This is a genomic window from Nocardia cyriacigeorgica, assembly GCF_005863245.1.
Lineage (GTDB): Bacteria > Actinomycetota > Actinomycetes > Mycobacteriales > Mycobacteriaceae > Nocardia > Nocardia cyriacigeorgica_C.
Genome location: NZ_VBUT01000018.1, coordinates 15,563 through 34,498, shown reverse-complemented (window position 1 = coordinate 34,498; position 18,936 = coordinate 15,563). Strand labels below are relative to the sequence as shown.

Here is an 18,936-nt window from a genome sequence, read left to right as displayed (position 1 = left end):
GAGTGGGACGGCGTACTCTTCCCCTTCCTCGACAACATGCGCGCAACCATCGACGCCGCACTGACACTGCCCAAATACCTGGAACCTGCCACAGAGGGCGGGAGCAGGAATCGGCGGTGACAGTGACAGTCATCTCGGCCACACCGCAGAGCGCCGTCATTTCGATTCAGCTCTCCGAATTTAGTGTTCGCGGTAGCGACTGGTCATAGTATCGGGCCGTGCAGCTGCGAGAGTTCATCGGACCGCCGATCGCCGAACGCGAGCTGACCAGAAATGGCGAGCGGGTTCTGGTCGAGTGCGCACTACCTGCTCAGTTCGACGGCGGCGGTGGCTACGGGTGCTCGATCCGAATCGATGGCATACCAGAGCATGAGAAGGTGTACACGATCGGCGGAGCCGATTCGGAGCATGCGCTGATCCAGGCCCTCCAGTTCGCTGATCGCATCCTCTCCGACGCCGGTTGTCTGTGGAACGGCAGCTCCGATCTCGGAATCGTCCCGCCGCGATTCGGTCACGACCTTCTCGCCTGCCTCCGCACGGAAGACGCCGGTGCACAACGTGAACAGTCGACGGCGTCGGAGCGGCGGCAGTCGGAGGATGACACGGGCGACGGTGAGAACGACGCAATGGGCAGGCAACGATGAGCAACGATGACCAGGATGCTGGGTTCGGGGATGCCCAGCAGGATCCAGCCTTCTCGACTGGCTGGCAGCCATGGACGCTCAGCGGCGGAGCGTCCGCCACGGCTGTTCCGTCGAACGATTGCGTTCTGGCGGGCTTCTTCGACAAGTGCCTGAAGCTCGAGAGAGGTTGGTTCGTCTATGCCGCGGTGCGGCCACCGCTACGCAAGCTTTCGCCAGTAGCGGAGGTAGGTCCGCCGCGCCTTCCGACACCGCTGCCTCGACCCGCTGTGTGTACTCGGCAAAGGTTGGAGTTCGACCATTCTCGTGTGGCGTTCGCAGCAGTGCTTCGGGCTGGACACCGAGGCGAGCGAGAAGTGCCCGTGCGACCTCTAGATCATTGGTGGTCATGGCGCTGCCCACCGATCGCCAAGACCATCGGAGAGCGTGTCCTCGACAACTCCGGGTGGGATGACCGCGACAGTAGCGCACTCCGGCAATGGGATGAGTAGGACGCAATCTCCCGGGAGGATACCGAGGGCGCGGTGAATGGCGACGGGCAGGTGAATCTGCCCGAACGGCCCCACTGTGAAGCGGTGGTCGGACCGGTCGGTACTCCGAATGAGAATCACACCTCGACTAACGGCGTATGTGATGGCATGACCAGCGCCCCAGCCCATCGCATTGAATGCGGAGCGGCCCGACACTCGCGCTCGGTCACTTACAACCGATGAGAAGAAGGAGAAGCTCGACGAAGCGGTTCGTGGGGCTGTCGCGTAGGCCCGTTGCGGGAGGGGCAGCCCAGACGGCGTGGAGCCAAGAACGGCAGTGAATTGATCGTGTCGAATCAGCATAGGACGCTCTGTTCAATCCTGTGTCTGCCAATTCTCCCGACTCCATGAAACCTGAGATTCAGAGATTACGCCACCCTGGCCTGAGGACGCCATCGTTCCGCTGGCCCGGCCACGCCGACCGTAGCGCCGACTGCGTGTCCGGGATACGTCTGCTCATGACACTGCGACCAGCACTACGACGGCCGCCGCGTACTTCCCTGTCAAGCACCCGGAATGGCAGGAGCCCGCGAGGGCGGACTCGGTAGTGCTCGGCACGGTGTCAACGTCATCAACGGCCTCGGTAAACCCAACTCCCACGCCCTGATGATCAAGGAGCCCCTCGTGCTGCCCCGGTACCTCTGGTCAGCGCAACATGACGCGGATTCCGACCTGCTCGGACATTGTTTCCCTCTGAATCGCTGCTCACGGTGCTCCCGCAGTCAATCACCACGCGCCCCAACACAAGACCGATTCCGAGGTCTTCGACCCTGAACGGTTCGCGCCCGATCGACGACACAGGGGCGAGAGTCATCGGGCCTATTTGGTGAGATGTCGACACTCGGAACGAAGAATAAGCTCTCGCCCTACCAGCAGCGGACATCCGCCGAACAGTAGGCCTCGCCCGCACGTAGCCGCAGGCGAATCCTCCGAACTGCTCGGACAACTCGCGTGTTATGTGCGCCGGAACTCGTTGGGAGAGCGGCCGGTCCATCGCTTGAAGGCGTGTGAGAAGTTGGCGAGGTCGCTGTATCCGAGATCCGTGGCGATCTCACTCACCGACATGGATCGGTCGAGTAGCCGCAGCATCGCACGTTCGCGCAGGACTGACTGGCACAACGCGCGAAAGGTGGTCCCCTCCTCGGCGAGGCGACGCTTGAGCGTGCTGGTGGACATCGACAGCTCGTGGGCGACCGACTGGCTACTTCTTCGTCCCGGGTCTTTCTCCAACAGCCGTCGTACCTTCTCCGACAACGGTATGGCTCCGCTGCGCTGGTCGAGAGTTCGTTGCAGATCGACGATGGCGAGTCGATACGCTACGGGATCGGAGAACCGGCAGACCTCGTTGAGCGTGGCGGCAGGGATATGGAGGAACGATGTCGGAGCGTCGAAGAACACGCACCCGGCTAGCATACTTTCGTGACCGGTCGGGAAGGCTGGCGCCGACCAGCTCAGATGGAGTGATATGGTCCGTACTTCGTCGGCGAGCATGTCGAGCAGCCGCACTAGCGCCGACCCACTGTAGGTGACGACCAGGCAGTCCAGAGCCGGATCACGTGTGTGTCCGGTAAGCCCGACAGTGAGGCCGTGCTCACTTGGATGGAACTGTGGGCTGACCGCTGTCGAAATCAACGGCAGGTATGTGAGCAGCTCTACGATCTCGGCCACCGACCCGGCGCTCACCAGCGGGAAACTCAGCGGGCCGAAGGATGTCAGCTGGGCCTGTTCGGCGAACGCGAAGCCGAGCAGGGTTGCCTGGTCGGCATCGAGCTCGGGGTAGACCTCCCGAAACCAGCGCAGCGGGATCTGGACGTCATTCTTGATCAGGGCCGGCTCGTCGATTCCTTCGCGAACCATGATGTTGCGAAGTTGTGCGACGGTATCTGGGTCAAGCGCTTGGCTCTCGAGCAGCTGAACGAACACGAGCGGGGGGACACCGGCGTCGCCAGGGTGTGCCCCCATCATTTGATGTTCACCGTCATCTCGCTGAGCCGAATTCACAAGTTTCTGCCCCTGTCGAACATAGCCGTCGATCACCTCTTCGGCAAGACTTTTACCTGGTATTCACATCGAGGCTACGTATCAGGAGTTGCCATGGCAGTTGTCAGCTTTGTCTCCCACGACGGAGAGAAGCATGAGGTGCCTCTCGAAGAGGGGCGCTCACTGATGCAAGTCGCGACAAACAATGCGGTTCCCGGCATCGACGGTGACTGCGGAGGCGAAGCCGCGTGCGGTACCTGCCATGTGATCGTCGATCCGCACTGGATCGAGCAGGTCGGCTTCTCCGGCCCTGAAGAGGAGGAGATGCTTGCGATGAACCCTGAGCGCCAGCAGACCTCTCGGCTGTCCTGCCAGATGATTGCCTCCGCGGGCTGGGACGGTTTGACCGTCCAATTGCCTGAGTTCCAGATGTGACAACGAGAGACGGTTGAATCGTGATGAATATTCCTTCAGCAATCACCGCCAAGGTGCAGTCGACCATCCCGATGGATCTGCAGATCCAAGGCGCACATCTGTACGACAAGACGCGTCGCTGGGTTACCGGGACGAATGGGGAGAAGCTCTTCGTCGAGAAGCCCATCCCGCCTGTCGATGAGGTCGAGCTCGCCGACATCGATCTCAGCAACCCCTTCCTCTATCGTCAGGGGCGCTGGCAGGACTACTTCGAGCGGTTGCGCAACGAGGCTCCGGTCCACTATCAGCCCAACAGTCCGTTCGGTCCATTCTGGTCCGTCACGCGTCACGCCGACATAGTGGCCGTCGACAAGAACCATGAGGTCTTCTCCGCCGAGCCGTTCATTATCATCGGGGCGCCGCCTCGCTTCCTGGATGTCGAGATGTTCATCGCGATGGACCCACCACGCCATGACACGCAGCGGGCTGCGGTCCAGGGTGTTGTCGCACCGAAGAACTTGCGTGAGATGGAGGGTCTGATTCGATCGCGTGTCCAGGAAGTTCTGGACGACCTGCCCGTGAATCAGCCGTTCGACTGGGTACAGAACGTCTCGATCGAGTTGACCGCTCGAATGCTCGCAACCCTGCTGGACTTCCCGTACGAGCAGCGTCGCAAGCTCGTCTACTGGTCAGATCTCGCGACCTCGATGGAGCAAGCCAATGGCGGTCCCTCGGACCTTGACAAGATATTCCCCGGCATGCGCGATATGGCGCGCGGTCTGAGCGCTCTTTGGCACGACAAGGCGGCCCGGACAGCCGGCGGGGAGGAACCCGGCTTCGATCTGATCACCATGTTGCAGGGTAACGAGAACACCAAAAATCTGATCGACCGCCCGATGGAGTTCTTGGGCAACCTCTTGTTGCTGATCGTCGGTGGCAACGACACGACCCGGAACTCGATGAGCGGCGGTGTGCTTGCACTCAACCGCTTCCCTGACCAGTTCGATAAGGTGAAGGCGAACCCGGGCTTGATCCCCAATATGGTCTCGGAGATCATCCGGTGGCAAACTCCGCTGGCCTACATGCGCCGGATCGCCAAGGCAGACACAATTCTGAACGGCCAGTTCATCCGCAAGGGCGACAAAGTGGTGATGTGGTATGCCTCGGGCAATCGCGACGAGCGCGTGTTCGAACGACCGGACGAGTTCATAATCGACCGGTCCAACGCCCGCAACCATATCGCTTTCGGCTTCGGCGTCCACCGCTGCATGGGCAACCGGCTGGCCGAGCTGCAGCTTCGGATCCTCTGGGAGGAGCTGCTTCCTCGCTTCGAGAATATCGAGGTCGTGGGGGAGCCCGAGTACGTGCAGTCCAACTTCGTGCGGGGCATCAGCAAGATGATGGTCCGCCTCACTCCGAAGGCAGACGTATGAGTGTACAGCGAGCTCTCATCGTCGGGGCCGGCCATGGTGGAGTCCAACTCGCGGCCAGTCTGCGCCAGGATGGGTGGACGGGCGAGGTCGTCCTCATCGGTGAGGAGGCGACTCTACCCTATCAACGCCCTCCGCTGTCGAAAGCCTATCTGGCCGGGAAGAGCACAATTGACGAGCTCGCGATCCGCAGCGCGGAATTCTATCGCAAGCAGGGAATCAAACTCGTGGATGCGACAGTAGAGGCGATCGATCGATCGGCTGGTCGCCTCGCACTGAGCACTGGCGACGCATTGCCCTATGACAAGCTCGCGCTGTGCACTGGTGCCCGCCCTCGTCGGCTCGCCACCTCGGGCGCCGATCTGGCAGGGGTCTACTACCTACGCACCGCCGCCGATGTCGAGATGATCCGAGCCGCTGCCCGCCCCGGGCGGCGGGCCGTGATCGTCGGCGGCGGCTACATCGGACTGGAGACGGCCGCCTCCCTGCGAGCGTTGGGTCTTGAAGTCACCGTGCTCGAGGCGACCGAGCGCGTCCTCGAACGGGTCACTGCCCCGCAGGTCTCGGCGTTCTTCGACCGAATCCATCGGAACGAGGGCGTGAACATCCGCACGCACGCGCTGGTCGAGGCTGTGTCTGGCGACAGCCGGGTCCGAGAGGTAGTCCTGTCTTGTGGTGAAGCGATTCCCGCCGACCTCGTCATCGTCGGCATCGGCGTGGAGCCGAACACCGAGCTCGCGGCCGCCGCAGATCTGGTCGTCGACAACGGAGTCGTAATCGACGACCAGGCTCAGACCAGTGACCCCGATATCGTCGCGGCTGGGGACTGCGCCAGTCACCGGATGGCCCGTTACGGCCGCCGTATACGCCTGGAGTCGGTGCCGAGCGCCAGCGAGCAGGCCAAGGTCGCAGCCGCGACCATCAACGGGAAGTCCAGGAAGATAGCGGCGCTTCCGTGGTTCTGGTCGGATCAATACGATCTCAAGCTCCAGATCGCCGGCCTCAACACCGGATACGACGAAGTCGTCCTCAGCGGGGACCCATCCGGGGACCGCGACTTCACCTGCTTTTACCTCCGCGCCGGCGAGCTCGTTGCCGCCGACTGTATCAACCGCCCCCGCGACTTCGTATTCAGTAAGCGGGCAATCACGCAGCAACTCCATATCAACCGGGACGAACTGTTGCTCGCCGGCTCGGCCTGAGGCCACGGTCTGTTGGGTGATGGCTACGCGGCAGTGCGTGGGGCGTAGGCCGGCTCAGCGGTGGCTGACCCGCTCTTGCTTCGATGCACCGGTTTTGCCCAACCCCAGCCGATTGCGCGACGTTCAGTGCATAGCAGCCCGTCTCGTGTTCGGCCGATGGTTGCAGCCCCAGCAGTGCACGATTCGGGACTTAACCAGCCGACTCAGTCCTCGCTGAGGAGCTCGACGTCGTCGAGCCGGGTGAGCGGATCGGCGCCGAAACAGGAATCGCTGGGGATCGCGTCGGTTGTGTGGAGCCGCATCGTGGTTGCTGCCTACGCGTTGGCGTAGGCGTCACCGACCGACCCGACCGACCCGATCGACCGTCGGAGATCCGAGACCGCCAGTGTCTCCACGAGTTTCACTGCGGTGTATCGAGACCTCACATCGGAATGATGTATCGCTCTACCGACCGGAAGACCTTCGCGAGCCCGCAGAGCAACCGCGGGCCGGATCGCCTTCTCCGCAAACGTGGCGTCTTCGCTGGTCGAGCATTCCGAGCCGAGGACGCAGCCGGCGTAGGCATCGACGACGAACGCGGTAGACGAACATCGGTGATCAGGCGGATGTAGGTGAATCGGCCATGAGCCGCGTGTTCTGCGCCAGAACCCGAAACTGCCGGTCCGCCAGGTCGGTCGCTCTCGACGCGGCCTGGTTCGGTTTGGTCATGCCGACCTTCTTGCCGGGCACGATCAGCCACTGCTATCGCGGGTCGCTAGTCGCACGAAGAAAGGTGTTGCCGCTTCGCGGATTCCGATCGTTCCTCGGATTCCCTATTCGTGCAGTGCAGCTGGCGAATCTCCCTCGCTGCCTCGGTCGACACGCCTTCGGCGCCGCCGGTGTCGACCGCGGCGCGGCGCACCCAATTGCGCAGGGCTTACGGGTCGCTCCGAGCCTCGCAGAGACCGCTTTCATCCCGCCGAAATGCGTGGGCACCATACCCGGGCGGTTCATCTGCCGGGGCTACCTGGTCGCGATCATTCCCGTCGATCAGGGCTTATGGGTGGACTGGCAATGCCGAAGCAGGCAGTGCGAAACGGCGCCACCTAGCGACGGAAGCGCGGAGCAAAGTGCAGCCGGAGTAGTGACCGAGGGAGTATCTTCGGTGGCCGATGCCTGCCAACCCGCCCCTGCACCACAACCGCACCTTCCTCGGCCGTAGATGGGCGAGACTGCTCATGTGGATGGTGTCGTCGCACGTCGCGGTTGCTATCGGCCCGACTTTCGCCGGGGCGATATCGCTCGGTTGCCAGAGGGCCGCTCGCGCGTCCCGGGATCGATCGAAATCCTCTATTGACACTGCGTGAGCAGCACCACATACTCATACCCAGAGTATCTGGTACTTGCAGTAGTGCACAAGGAGGTGCCGTGAGCAGGGTGCGCTCGATAATGACCCGACGAGGTACGTCATACCGGCGAAGCCATTCCGATCATTCGGAGAACGAGCTATGCCGGATCGTCGACACTTTCATAGCGGGCGCGCCAGTTGCATTGCGGAGCGATACTCTTGGTTGGGACGGGAATCTGTGGTAATGCCTGAACGTAGCGCGCTATCGACGTCGACGAGGTTGCTCAGAGAAAACTTTTCCGAAACCGTAGTGTCGGCGCTCAGAACTTTTGGCCGGTCGACGCAGATGGCTTCTGAGTCGGCTGCGGGAGCAGTAAGCGATATCGTTCGTTTGAGATTCCAGTGGCGAGAGGCACTGAATCAAGCTTGGTATCTGATCACGGTTACTGCGATTCCGGCCATCCTGATGGCCGTGCCTTTCGGTGTCATCGTTTCCGTCCAGGTCGGAAACTTGATTCATCAAATCGGGGCGGACTCCCTGCTCGGTGCCGCTGGTGGATTGGGTGTGATCAAACAGGGCGCCCCCATGGCAACAGGGCTGCTGCTGGGTGCGGCCGGAGCGGCCGCAATCGCGGCGGATCTGGGTGCACGTAACATTCGCGAAGAAATCGATGCCATGCGAACGATGGGCATCAGCCCCTTGCACCGACTGGTTATTCCTCGGATGGTGGCGATGGTTTTCGTCGCGCCGATGCTCAATATCTTGATCATCTTCACGGGCGTGATAGCTGGATATGCGGTCGCAATCGGCCCCCAGGGAGTGACCCCCGGCAGCTACTGGGGAACGTTCGGCTCTTTCACCGTCGTCGCGGACATCGGTGTCTCGATAGCCAAGTCCGTGCTGTTCGGATTCATCGTGGTCGTGATCGCGTGCCAGCGGGGGCTCGAGGCAAAAGGCGGTCCGCGTGGAGTGGCGGATGGCGTGAACGCGGCTGTCGTTCTCTCCGTAGTTTCCATCGCCATCACGAACCTCATAATTACTCAGCTGGTGTCGATGTTCCTTCCGACGAGGCTGGCCTAGATGTCGGAGGTAAAGGTTACTCCACCCCGGCTGGCGAGGCTCAGGAGAAGAATAGCGCCGTTCGGAGCCCGCATCGCGCCCCTGGAGTCGATCGGTTTCGTATTCGCGTTCGTTTGGGAGGCGCTGTCCGCGATCCCGTTCACGATCAGGCGATATCGAGCCGAGACTATGCGCGTGATCACGGATATGACATGGGGCCAAGGGTCCATTATCGTCGGCGGTGGAACTGTACCGATGCTGGTGGTACTCGGTCTGGTGATCGGAGGCTCGGTCGGTGTAGAGTCCTTCACCACTCTCAACCTGATCAGCATGGGGCCGGTGACCGGCATCGTTTCGGCCTTTGCCAATACGCGGGAACTTGCACCGATTGCTGCGGGCGTCGGGTTCGCCGCACAAGCCGGATGCCGTATTACGGCCCAAATCGGCGCTATGCGGATCTCCGAGGAGATCGATGCACTCGAGTCGCTTGGACTGCGATCGATACCGTTCGTTGTGACCACCCGGGTCATAGCCGGGGCCGTGGCAATCATTCCGACATTCTTGATCGCCTTGATCCTGAGTTATGCCGCTTGTCGCGCGGTGATCGTGCAACTTCATGGCCAAGCCGCCGGTGTCTACGATCACTATTTTTATCAATTCATCAGCGGCTGGGATGTGACGGCTTCGGTGATAAAGGTTCTCGTATTCGGGACGGCTGTGATTCTTATCCACAGCTATCATGGGTTCTTCGCCGTTGGCGGGCCAGAAGGCGTCGGAATCGCATCTGGACGTGCTGTCCGTGCCAGCTTTGTGGCAATCATCGGTTTGGATATGGTGTTGACCCTCCTCTTGTGGGGCGTCAACTCCTCCATCGAATTTACGGGGTGAGAAACGATGTCTCGCTATGAAATGCCGGGTGTGTCGACATCGAAGCGGTCATCGGTCATGCTGGGTGTTCTCGCCGTGATCATAGTGATCGTAGTAGCCTTGACCTGGACTGTTGTGATGGCCCTCCAGGATGATAATCGAATAGTGGTACTGCTGCGTACCGAGTCCATCGGCGACGGGATCACCGTCGGAACACCCGTTCGATTCGACGGTATCGAGATAGGTGATGTTTCGGAGATCGAATCGGACGATGGGGCGAAACAATTGATTCTCAGACTGGAAAGCGCCGAATCGGCAGGTCTCACGGACGGGCTATTCGTCGACTACTCGCCATCGAACTTGTTCGGCATCAGTGAAATTGCGCTGAAACCAGGTGATGGTGGGGCTCCATTACGGGATGGCAGTATCGTCGATTTGACGGGGCCGCGAGCCGACCGGCAACGAGACGCAACGATGGGTGTTCTCATCCGCAGCGTAGCTCAAGCAACTGGAGACATTCTCGTCCCGGAATTGACCGAGATCCTGACACGGGGCGCGACAATAGCCCGGCAATTCACACCTCTCATGGAGGCAATCGTTGTATCCAGCCGGAACATTGCTGAAACCCAGACGATGCCGATATCGCAGCTGCTGGACCAATACGGATCCATGCTAGTCGGGACTGCATCGATGATCGACGGTACGGTCGGCCTCATAAATCGGCTCACCACGATCGAGATCTTGAATACGGATCGTGAGCTGTTCGATACGACTGTCAATACTGTAGGTCGGGAGTTCTTTCCTGGGCTGGCGGAAACTCTATTCGCGGCTCAGGGTCATCTGTCGGACTATGCGGCTATGCTCGCTCCGGTTCTGTCAACGGCCAGCAGAATGGTACCTACGCCCGGCGCCTCGAGCACGCAGCTCACTGAACTCCTATCACGTCTAGACCGATCATTCACATCGACTCCAGACGGTCCGATTCTGAACATCGAGTTGGTTCTCGATATGGTTCCAGCGTTCACCGCGTTCTTGCCGGGGCTTCTTCCGCCACCATCCAACATCGGAGGTGGCCGATGACAAGACAGCGTAGTCTTCTGGCGACCAGCGCAAAACTTATTGTGTCTGCCGTCGTGGTCACTGTGCTGCTCGCAATCATCGTTCAGACGGTGCAACGCCCCGTATCTGGAGACGCGGTAGAATTCTCGGCTGAATTCGTCGACGCGAACGGCCTCAAGGCCGGCGACGATGTTCGTATGGATGGTCTCCGAGTTGGCGAGGTACGATCGATTACCTTGGATGCCAGTGGTCGAGCGGTGGTTGGATTTGCGGTCCAGCGCAATCACCCGATCTACGAGAACACTGTGCTGGCGATTCGCTATCAGAACCTCGTAGGACAGCGATATCTCGACGTTCAACAATCATCGCCGACCACAGCGGAGTTGCCGGCCGGACATAAGTTCGATATTGCCAACACGATCCCGTCGTTCGACATTACGAATCTATTCAACGGCTTACAACCGGTACTCGCAGAGCTGTCGCCCGAAGCGGTGAACAAGTTCGCAGAGAACATGATCGCTGTCATCGAGGGAGACGGAGCGGGCGTCGGTTCCGTCCTCGACTCTATCGAAGCCTTGTCCAACTATGCGCTGGACAGGCAAGCGGTAGTCACCGTTCTGGTCGGAAATCTCAAAGAGATATCCGACCATATCGGTGGCCGATCCTCGCATCTCGTCCGACTTGTCTCGGAGCTGGCCTCGGTTGTGTCCACGTTGCGTAGCAAGGTGGATGGAATTGTCGAATTCGCCCTCATGGCACCAGACGTGATCGCGCCATTGAACGGCCTTCTCGAGGCCTTCGGCTTGACGACCGGACCTAACGCCGATGCCGATGCCCTGTTGGGGGCAGTATTTCCGGACCCGGAACAGGCGGTCGAGGTGCTGCGGAAGCTGCCGGCCGTTCTCGAGACACTGAATGCGTGGGTTCCCGCCGATGGACCGGTCATCAATCGTAACTGCTCGAACGGCAACGCCGAAGTTCCGGCGCCGTTACATGTGTTGATCAGTGGGCAAAGGATCTCGATATGCGAGCGGTGATCAGTAAGCTACTCCGTGTTCGCGGGGGAACCGCGTTGCAGTCGGTGAGTGCTCCTCTTCGAAGCATGGACCGAGAATTGCGCTGGGCTGGCGTCGGGGCCGCAGTGATGGGAGCGGTCTTGACGGCGAGCGTAGTAGTCTACGTAGTACCTTTCGACGAGTCCACATACTGGGCGGAAATGCCGGAAGTGGGCTCGGTCAAGGTTGGCGATGACGTCCGAATCGCGGGTGTGCCGGTCGGCGCGGTGAAGTCCATCGAGCTGAGCCGAAGAAACGTTCGAATGAGCTTCACCGTCGACAGCGACATCTTCATCGGTGACCAGACGAGTCTCGATGTCCGTATGCTGACACTGATCGGCGGCCGCTACCTCGCGGTGACACCGGCGGGGAATTCTGCGTTACATTCGTCCATTCCCGCCGAGAGGGTCCATCTTCCGTACAGCCTGGGTCGGACTTTTGAGGACGCGATTCGGCCGATCGATGATATCGATGGCGATACGTTGCGTCAGAATTTGACGAACATGAACGCTGCGATTGCCAGTGCACCGTCCGGCATTCGCCGAGCAACGGAGGCATTCGGATCTCTGGTCGACATCCTCGACCGCCAGAACCGTGACATTTCGGACACGCTCGCGATGGCGGACGAGTATCTCGGCGCGATCAACGAGTCGAAGGCGACACTCGGCGGAATGATCGACAGCGTCAATCTGATGGAGACAGTGGGCCTCGACAAAAAGGCCGAGATCTACGAAGCCGTCCGGCTGATGGACGAGCTTCTCGCGCGTATCGCGGGCCTCGAGCCGGCGTATCGATCCAGGTTGCAATCCGTTGCGCGAGCCCTGGCCGACGTCATCCCTGAGCTGGAAAGTCTGGGTGAAGAGATGGGACAGGTTGTCACGAATACGCGCGACCTACTGGCGCGGCTCCAGCCGATCGCGTCGTCGAAGGAAGGGCTCGTGGTCGACCAATCCGCGACAGTTGTCCCGGTGCCGTCGGTGTGTATTCCGGTCCCCGGAAAGGAGTGCTGACGATGAATAAGCTCTTGGCGTCCCGGGGTCTCATGTCCGTTCTCGGTGTCGCGGTCGTATGTGCAATTCTGATCGTCGGATACTTCGTGATCATCGAGCCTCCCAAGAGGATGCTTAGCTACTGCGCGAATATGCCGGATGCAATCGGCTTGTACGCCGGGAACCATGTCACCATGCGAGGGGTCAGAGTCGGCTCGGTGACGCGTATCGAACCTCATGGTGACATGGTCCGTGTCGAATTCGAGGTAGAGGTAAACCATTCGCCCCGCGGTCAGGTGTCAGCTACTACCGTATCCGACACAATCGTCGCGGATCGATCGCTTGCATTACTCGATGACAGCGAAGCCGAGCATGAATGGGATTCCGGACAGTGCATTACCCGTACACTGACACCAAAGAGCATGTCGCAGACTATGAATGCGCTGGGCAACCTCGCTGCAGAGATCACCGATGGAAATGGTTCTACACAGCGTGAAAGGCTTGCGGATGAGCTCGCGGCCTTAGATGCCGCATTATCCGGAACAGGACCTGAAATGAATGATACGATCCTCAAGTTGGGTCGTGCTCTCAATTCCCCCAATGCTGCTATCGGGCATATCGGTGCGCTTATCGACTCACTGCGATCATTATCGGACAGCATGGCCGGCGGATGGGGCGATATCAAGGCCATGATCACTCGTCTGGCTCCAGGTCTCGAAGTGATCGATCGTGGCATCTTTGAGCGCACCGTGTCGATTATCGATTCGTTGCGGATCATTGTGCCATGGTTGAACGAGATTACTTCAATGTTTGGTGACCAAATTCTCGAAGCGCTGAACGCGACAGTCCCATTAGCGCGTCTCGCCCGTGCGAATATCGGCTCGGTACAAGAAATAATCGACCTGACGCCACCGCTGGTGCAGGCTTTTCAGAGGGCGACGGCGCAGGAGGGTGGTTCACCGATCCTGACTTACGCGGCGCCGGTGGCTCAGCTGCCGCCGGCGGACGCAGAGCGGGTATGCGCGGCCATCGAGCGTGTCGTGCCAGGTAGCTGCAAGTCCGCTGAGAACGAGTTGGAGAAGGTTTCGGTTCTTCCGTTGATATTCGGGACGGCAGGTGCGCGGTGATGGTTCTGCGACGAGTCGTATGGGCGCGATCTGCTCGTGAGCGTGGTGGTCGGTTCATCGCTGCGGCCGCGGTGGCAATGGTGTGCATAGTTCCCGGATGTGGATTCGATCCCGCGGAGGTTCCCGTTCCGGGGACCGGAATTTCTGGAGACCGGTACGGTATCCGGATTCTGTTCGCTGACGCCTTGAATCTGCCAGCGCGAGCGAAGGTTACAGTCGATGGTCTGCGAGCAGGGGTCGTGCGCGATGTGTCACTGGTCGACGCGGGCGAGGACCACGACGGGTATGTTGCCGTCGATGTCGACCTGATGGCGTCGGTTCGATTGCCGGTCGGCACCACCGCTGAACTCCGCCAGCCGACGATACTTGGCGATGTATCCATCGCGCTGATGACTCCGCCGACCGGCACGCAGGATGCCCTTCCCCCGGGCGCCACCATCGGATTGGACAAGACGAAGCCGCTGCTGCAGGTTGAGGACACCATGAACGTACTCGCGACCTTCGTCCAAGGAGGAGGGATTCAACAGGCTCAGGAGATAATGAACCGCGTGAACGGGGTGCTGCCGATCGACACTCGGCAGACTGCTTCGATATCCGAGGTAGTCGGTGCGGATATCATTGACCTGGCCAACCACCTGGATGCCGTCGACGCAATGCTGAACGGTCTGCGCGCGAACACGGACGTGGTGCAGCGTAGAACCCCTGAACTGGAGTATTTGCTGACCGAGTCGGGGGTGAGTCAGGCCGCTGCTTCGATGACTTCCATGATCGGGTTGATCACGTTGTACGACGGATTCAAATTGCTCACAGAATCTCTCCGGTGGGTCGGCCCCCTGGCGCAATCGGGCAATGAGGCCGCACGTGCCTTCGTGCCGCTATTGTTCACTCGCCGCCCGCTTGATCTGAACGCCCCCTCGAATTTGAACAAAGCCGTGGCCATTTTGCGCGAAAAGGCTATTCCATTTGTTGAGCGCGGTCCGAAGGTTGATATTGTAGGCATTGAAGGCGTCGGCCCCATATCGGACGACGATCGGATAGACAGTATTCTTGCGTCGCTGCGGATGATCGGAGTGGTTCGATGAAGCCAAGTTCCGTGCTATCCCTGGTGTCGATCGGAATCGTGCTGGTCTTGGGCACCGCATACCTAACATTCGGTGTGCTTCGAGTTGATTGGTTTTCTGGCAGGACTGTTGTGACCATGGCTCTGCCGAGGACCGGGAGTTTGCTACCCGGTTCCCCGGTCCTGTTGAGAGGAGTGAAGGTAGGAGAGATCGACTCTATCGACAAGGCCGAGCGTGGTGTCGAATTGGTGCTGAGTCTCGATCCCAAGTACAGGGTTCCTGCGACCGGCAGCGCTACTGTTGAGGACCTGTCGGGGTTGGGGGAGCCCTATATCGAGTTCGTACCGAATACTGATGCCGGGCCCTACCTGGCCGACGGTCAGCGTATCGACGCGGTTGAAGTGGTTCTACCCCGCTCGATACCTGATGTGGCGCATACTGTCACCCATCTGGTCGAGCAACTGAACCCACAGGCGATCAGCAATATCGTCAAGACCTTGGATCAGACGTTGTCGGGGACGGAAGCCGTGATGCCGCGTCTGGCGGCATCGACAACGCTGCTTTCGGAAACGATTCTGAGTAGGTCACCCGAAATCCGGAATATCTTGAAGAATTTGCAAACAATGGGTGCTGATATGGAGTGGGCCGAGCAGTCGATGACCGCCGCCGGCCCTCTGTGGGAGGAAGCCGGAGCGTGGGGCGCACTCATCGCGGACTCTCTGGCGCGACTGTCTCGAATCGGCAATATGCCCGGGGACTATATCGAAGGAAACGGACTCATTCCCTTCCTTGATAAAGTGACGTCTTACATCAATGAGATCGGCCCCGCTCTTCGTGATCTGGTCCCGGCGGTACAGCCACTGGCGGAAAGCGCGTCGAACTCCATGGCGCAAATCAACATAAGCGACCTGATAGATCGTGCACTCAGTGTCACGGGGGACGGTGCTTTGCGAATGCGGATCGCTGTCAAATAGATGTGAAAGAACGAGAGACACCGGAGCTGATTATGCCCACAGAAGATTCTCATGATACTGACCGCGAAGCTGCGGAAGAAAAGCCGGTTGACGCGGGTGTGCCTCGGACGTCGGTCAAGGGTGGCTCGAGCGCGCGCGGGTCGGAGAGGTCGTTCTCGATAAGCCTGCGTTCTCTGGCCTTGGGAACCGCAGTAGCCCTCCTTGTTGTCGCGGTGGCCGTTTCGATTCCGTTGTGGCTCTCGGCTAGGAGCGAGTTGAAAGATCGGGACGCTGTCGTAGCCGCGGAGAAGCGCGCCGAAGAAGTAGCGTCTGAGTATGCAGTCGGAGCCTCGAATATCGACTATCAGAATTTCGACCAGTGGGTTCGTGGTTTGAAGTCCAACGTCTCGCCCGTTCTTGCAAACAAGTTCGATGCCACTGCTCCGCAGCTGAAAGAAATTGTGCTGCCACTGAAGTGGAGTTCTAGTGGAGTTCCCATCGCGGCGACAGTGCGCTCCGAACGATCGGGTGTCTACGTCGTCAACGTGTTCCTGAATGTGACATCGAAGAGTGCGCAGATACCGGAGGGTGCGCAAACGACTGTTACCTATACCGTAACAGTTGACAAGAATCTGGATTGGAAGGTAACAGATGTCGGTGGTGTCGACTCGGCACTCCCGGCCAAATAGTCACCGGGGTTTTTCGACGTTGAGGAGCTTGGAATAATGACTTCGATTTCCAGCGCGGGTGTTCCCTGCCGCCGACTCGCTCTCACACGGGACGACGGTCCGACATTGCAGATCACCGAATGGGGCTCGCAGACCCCGCGAGTGACGATGGTCTTGACCCATGGACTCGCGTTGTCGCACGAGAGTTGGGAGGACGTTGCTCAGCTTGTGGTCGCTGCGGACCCGACTATTCGCGTCGTTACCTACGACCATCGGGGACACGGGGATTCGGAGTCGGCTCCGGCCAGCCTCGAGATTCTTGCGGATGATCTTGCGACTATTCTTTCGGAAACTGTGCCTACGGGTCCGGTCGTATTGGGTGGTCATTCGATGGGAGGGATGACTCTCATGGCCTTGGCTGAACGTCACAGTGAGGTGCTCGGACCGAGAATCCTCGGCGTCGCGTTGGTGTCGACAGGGGCGGGCGATATTCTGGGAAATATGATGCGCAGCAAATTCTTGCGAAGGCTGATAATGCTGGGTCTGGAGGCGCTACCCTATATCAGGATTCCTTCCCGGCCGCTTTTCCTGATGCGGCAGTCGACACGAGGCATCCTATTCGGAGCGCGTCCTCGTCGGCACGATATGAACCGTGCTGTGCTGCAGCTCGCGAAGAGCAATTCTCGCAATGTCGCGGAGCTGACCCGTTCGATACTCTCTCACAAGCGTTACGGCGTGCTGGGCAGATTCAGCTGTCCCGTCGTCGTGCTGGTCGGGTCTCGTGACCGCCTGACCCCCGTTCATCACTCGCGTGCGCTTCGGCATCGTATTCCAGGGAGTCATTTGGTCATCTTCGAAAAGGCTGGGCACTACCTGCCCTACGAACGCAGCGGTGAGGTGGCCGTCCATCTCCTCGGATTGACTCGGGAAGCGCGCATACGCGAAGCAACCGTCGCATAGCGGCATTAACATTCGTCATACGCTGAGGGTAACGATAGGCGAATAGTTCGCTATCAGAGCTTGATATCGGTCCGGGAACCGCGGAACGCCCTTTCTCAACAGCCGGATGATGACTGTCAGGGTAGTGGGTGCAGCCGCAGCGCGCTGGGGCCGATGTCGTATAGTCCAGCGCCGGCTGCCGGTGCCGCTAGTTGTGGTTGGCTTTGAAGCCACCGATTTCAATGCGGGTTCCAGCTGGCTGTTTCAGCGGTTGCGGCCCGGCGCGCGGGTTCGCAACCTTGTTGTCGAACGTCTCGGCGAAGCTGTTGTTCAAGGTTGTGCCCGGCGGCAGGTACCGAGCTACAGAACATGCTGGTCACCATCATCGGTCCGCCGCCCCGGTTTTAGGTTGGACAACGGTCGGGAGATGATTTCGGTTGCCCTGCAACCAGTTCTGCGCCGACCGGGTCGGAGTATCCTAAGCGGTGACGGGACCCGGTAGTCGGTCCGCCGCGTGTGAGAACCATTTGTAGGGGATGCAGGGTTGTAGCGTATCCGGCTGGGGCGTTGCAGCCCAGGCCGGAATCTCTTCGGCGGTGATTGTATTCTTCCTTCCAGTCGCTGATCACGACGCGGGCTTGGGTCAACGACCAGAAGCTGTTGATGTTGGGGCATTCGTCGCGTCGGCGGCGGCTGAACCATTCAATGTAGCCGTTGCGGCAGGGTCGGCTAGTGTGACGAACGCTGAGCAGACCCGTTCCGCCGCCCAGTCGCCTGGCACGCGAAATTGGTCTGTTGCCGCAGCGCAGGGCGGCGGGGTAGCTGCGATCGACAGCGATTCGTTGATGAGTCCGTCGGCGGTGATCGATCGTTCCACCAGCCGGCCCAAGCATTCGCGGGTGTGTTTCATCGACGATGGAGACGATCTTGACTGGGCGTGCGTCGTCGCTGGCATCGAATCGGAAGTCCACTGCCCATACACGGTTGGGTGCCTTTGCCTCCGTCGTGGTGGTGGTGGTTTCCAGGCGTTTCGGCGCCGCAGCGGCCCTCGTAATCCCTCGTCGCGCCAGAGGCGTTGGATTTTCTTGTGATTGACTGTCCAGCACTCGCTGCGGGCGCCGTGGTAGGCGCGGCGGAATCCTTGCCGTGGATGGGTTTCGTCCAGGCACGCAGCCATTCACGCAAAGCCGCATCGGGATGTGCGTTGGTGTCGGTGGTTCGAACGCGCCGTTGTGTACTTCGATGTTCGCCGGTAACCGGCAGGCGAACCTTTCGCGGACCCCGAGCACCCGCACCAGGTGCGCCACGGCCGCCCGCCGGCGTTCCGGGTCTAGAAGGTTCCCTTGGCGATCTCGTTCAATGCAGCTTTCTCTAGCTTCGCCTCGCCGAGAAGACTTTTCAGAGTGGAGTGTTCGCGTTCGGGGCCCTTCAACCGTTTGCCGTCGCCGGCCTTCAGCCCGCCGAACTGGTTGCGCCACCGTTAGTAGGTGGCCATGGTGATCTGCAGTGACGGCGACTTCCTTATTCTCGCCCAGCAGGTGGACGGCCTTGCTCAGCTTGCGCACGGCCTGTGGAGGTGTGTGCCCTTTTCGTGTCGCCATAGTCATCGAGCGTTCCTGCCCACTACGTGGGCG

16 protein-coding genes and 1 pseudogene are annotated in these 18,936 nt (G+C 60.1%); 14 read left to right on the top strand and 3 right to left on the bottom strand.

Going from position 1 to position 18,936, the window contains the following annotated elements; genetic code table 11:
- Positions 1 to 218: 218 nt before the first annotated feature.
- Positions 219 to 644: a DUF6968 family protein gene (locus FEK34_RS29475; protein WP_138453232.1), complete on the top strand. Its 426-nt coding sequence runs from the start codon at positions 219 to 221 to the stop codon at positions 642 to 644.
- Between the two features lie 1,481 nt (positions 645 to 2,125).
- Here the strand turns inward: FEK34_RS29475 and FEK34_RS29470 are convergent.
- Complete coding sequence (locus FEK34_RS29470; protein ID WP_163848368.1) at positions 2,126 to 3,133, bottom strand: helix-turn-helix domain-containing protein; 1,008 nt, start codon at positions 3,131 to 3,133, stop codon at positions 2,126 to 2,128.
- Between the two features lie 132 nt (positions 3,134 to 3,265).
- Between FEK34_RS29470 and FEK34_RS29465 the strand changes: the two genes are divergently transcribed.
- From FEK34_RS29465 to FEK34_RS29455, 3 genes are read left to right on the top strand one after another with little or no spacing between them, the layout of a single operon-like run.
- Positions 3,266 to 3,586, top strand: a complete 321-nt coding sequence (locus FEK34_RS29465; protein ID WP_130919329.1) for a 2Fe-2S iron-sulfur cluster-binding protein — start codon at positions 3,266 to 3,268, stop codon at positions 3,584 to 3,586.
- A gap of 23 nt (positions 3,587 to 3,609) precedes the next feature.
- Positions 3,610 to 4,998 (top strand): cytochrome P450, encoded by a 1,389-nt coding sequence (locus tag FEK34_RS29460; RefSeq protein ID WP_130919330.1) that lies wholly within the window; start codon positions 3,610 to 3,612, stop codon positions 4,996 to 4,998.
- Positions 4,995 to 6,197 carry an NAD(P)/FAD-dependent oxidoreductase gene (locus FEK34_RS29455; protein WP_138453229.1) on the top strand — a complete coding sequence of 401 codons (1,203 nt, stop codon included), beginning with the start codon at positions 4,995 to 4,997 and terminating at the stop codon, positions 6,195 to 6,197. Before FEK34_RS29460 ends, FEK34_RS29455 begins: the two co-directional genes overlap by 4 nt.
- A 597-nt stretch (positions 6,198 to 6,794) precedes the next feature.
- On the opposite strand, the gene FEK34_RS31225 is transcribed toward FEK34_RS29455, so the two are convergent.
- Entirely contained in the window at positions 6,795 to 6,926 is a 132-nt protein-coding gene (locus FEK34_RS31225) for a hypothetical protein (protein WP_269472911.1), read from the bottom strand.
- A gap of 842 nt (positions 6,927 to 7,768) precedes the next feature.
- Between FEK34_RS31225 and FEK34_RS29450 the strand changes: the two genes are divergently transcribed.
- From FEK34_RS29450 to FEK34_RS29405, 10 genes are all read left to right on the top strand, one after another.
- Positions 7,769 to 8,605, top strand: coding sequence for an MlaE family ABC transporter permease (locus FEK34_RS29450; protein WP_036542646.1), 837 nt, complete (start codon positions 7,769 to 7,771; stop codon positions 8,603 to 8,605).
- Positions 8,606 to 9,472, top strand: coding sequence for an MlaE family ABC transporter permease (locus FEK34_RS29445; protein ID WP_138453226.1), 867 nt, complete (start codon positions 8,606 to 8,608; stop codon positions 9,470 to 9,472).
- Positions 9,473 to 9,478: 6 nt separating this feature from the next.
- Entirely contained in the window at positions 9,479 to 10,531 is a 1,053-nt protein-coding gene (locus FEK34_RS29440; RefSeq protein WP_130915568.1) for an MlaD family protein, read from the top strand.
- Complete coding sequence (locus FEK34_RS29435) at positions 10,528 to 11,547, top strand: MlaD family protein (protein WP_138453223.1); 1,020 nt, start codon at positions 10,528 to 10,530, stop codon at positions 11,545 to 11,547. The genes FEK34_RS29440 and FEK34_RS29435 overlap by 4 nt, the downstream gene beginning before the upstream one ends.
- Entirely contained in the window at positions 11,535 to 12,575 is a 1,041-nt protein-coding gene (locus FEK34_RS29430; protein WP_130915570.1) for an MlaD family protein, read from the top strand. Before FEK34_RS29435 ends, FEK34_RS29430 begins: the two co-directional genes overlap by 13 nt.
- Before the next feature lie 2 nt (positions 12,576 to 12,577).
- Positions 12,578 to 13,681, top strand: a complete 1,104-nt coding sequence (locus FEK34_RS29425) for an MlaD family protein (RefSeq protein WP_138453221.1) — start codon at positions 12,578 to 12,580, stop codon at positions 13,679 to 13,681.
- Entirely contained in the window at positions 13,681 to 14,763 is a 1,083-nt protein-coding gene (locus FEK34_RS29420) for an MlaD family protein (protein ID WP_349292447.1), read from the top strand. Before FEK34_RS29425 ends, FEK34_RS29420 begins: the two co-directional genes overlap by 1 nt.
- On the top strand, positions 14,760 to 15,716 hold the full coding sequence (locus FEK34_RS29415) for an MlaD family protein (RefSeq protein WP_130915572.1): 957 nt from the start codon (positions 14,760 to 14,762) through the stop codon (positions 15,714 to 15,716). Before FEK34_RS29420 ends, FEK34_RS29415 begins: the two co-directional genes overlap by 4 nt.
- Before the next feature lie 32 nt (positions 15,717 to 15,748).
- Complete coding sequence (locus FEK34_RS29410) at positions 15,749 to 16,384, top strand: hypothetical protein (protein WP_178128354.1); 636 nt, start codon at positions 15,749 to 15,751, stop codon at positions 16,382 to 16,384.
- A gap of 105 nt (positions 16,385 to 16,489) precedes the next feature.
- Positions 16,490 to 17,323, top strand: coding sequence for an alpha/beta fold hydrolase (locus FEK34_RS29405; RefSeq protein ID WP_171048475.1), 834 nt, complete (start codon positions 16,490 to 16,492; stop codon positions 17,321 to 17,323).
- A gap of 527 nt (positions 17,324 to 17,850) precedes the next feature.
- Here FEK34_RS29405 and FEK34_RS29400 read toward each other — a convergent pair.
- Positions 17,851 to 18,909: pseudogene (locus FEK34_RS29400) on the bottom strand (integrase core domain-containing protein); the annotation flags it as partial.
- Positions 18,910 to 18,936 lie beyond the last annotated feature (27 nt).